At 59.9% G+C, this 1563-nt stretch carries 1 pseudogene; it reads left to right on the plus strand.

The annotated features are described in order from the left end of the window. A pseudogene (locus PMI23_RS28495) lies at nucleotides 1-1563 on the plus strand (DUF6531 domain-containing protein); the annotation flags it as partial.

Below are 1563 nucleotides of genomic sequence, written 5' to 3' on the forward strand. Positions count from 1 at the left end.
CATACCGATTTCAGCCTGCCCGGCCCCTTCCCGATCGAATGGACGCGCACCTACAACTCACGCCTCGACGCCTACGATCAGAGCGAACTCGGCGCTCGCTGGATCAACGAATTCACCACGCGTTTTGACTGCCTGGATGATGGCCTGACGTTCTACGTGCCGACGGCCGCGACCACAGCTATCCGTTGCCAAAAGTCGGCCTGTTCCACTACGACGCCATCGAAAACATCACCCTGGTCCGCAACAGCGAAGATCAACTGCTGCTGTGCCGTGGTTTTGAGCGTAAGGAAACCTACGTCCGCCGTGGCCAGCGTTTTGTGCTGAGCAATATCTCACTGCGCAACGGCGCCGGGATGATGCTGCATTACGAACATCGTCACGGCGAACACTCGCTGCTCTCGGATCTGATCACCTATCAGGAAAACGACTTCACCAAAGTCCATTTGCACCTCGGCACGATGATCGACGATCACGGCCGGTTTATCGGCCTTTGGCAGATCGTTGACGGCGAACCGCTGCGCCAGCTCTGCGCCTACCAGTACGACGCCTATGGCGACCTGATTCAGGCGCAGGACGAGAACGGCGCCGTCTGGTCGTATCAGTTCCAGCACCACCTGATCACCCGCTACACCGACCGCACCGGGCGGGGCATGAACCTGCAGTGGAACGGTTCAAGCGCCAAGGCCAAAGCCGTGCGCGAATGGGCCGATGACGGTAGCTTCGACACGCGCCTGGAGTGGGACGAAAACATCCGTCTGACCTACGTCACCGATGCCCTCGGCAACGAGACCTGGCACTACTACGACATCCTTGGCTACACCTACCGCATCCGTTACGCCGACGAGCGTTCGGAATGGTTCTTCCGCGACGAGGCGAAGAACATCGTGCGCCGTGTGAATGCCGACGGCAGCACCGATCGCTACAGCTACGATGAGCGCAGCAACCTGCTCGAACACATCCGCGCCGACCACACGGTGATGCATTACGCCTACGACGATCAGGACCTGCTGATCAAGATCAGCGATGCCGAGGGCGGTCAGTGGCAGCGCGCCTATGACGACCAGGGCAATCTGGTCGAAGCGCTCGATCCGCTGGGCAACAAAACCGAATACGCCTACAACAAATCCGGCCAGCCCACCGCGATCAAGGACGCCAACGGCAACGAAAAAACCCTCGACTACAACGATGCCGGGCAACTGGTCGAGTACGTCGATTGCTCGGGCAAAACCAGCGCCTGGGAGTACAACGAACTGGGGCAGATGATCTGCTTCACCGACGCTGCCGGCAACGCCACCGAATACCAATACAAGGCCGGCCAACTGGTGCTGATCAAGCACCCGGACAAGACCGAAGAGCGTTTCGAGCGAGACGCCGAAGGTCGGCTGTTGGCGCATGTCGACGCTCTCGATCGTTGCACCACCTGGAGCTACAGCGCCGCCGGTTTGATCGCCGAGCGTGTCGATGCCGCCGAGCAAACCCTGCGCTATCGCTGGGACCGTCTCGGACGATTAACAGCGCTGGAAAACGAAAACGAACAACGCGCGCACTTCCACTACGACCCGG

This window comes from Pseudomonas sp. GM24 (assembly GCF_000282235.1).
Lineage (GTDB): Bacteria > Pseudomonadota > Gammaproteobacteria > Pseudomonadales > Pseudomonadaceae > Aquipseudomonas.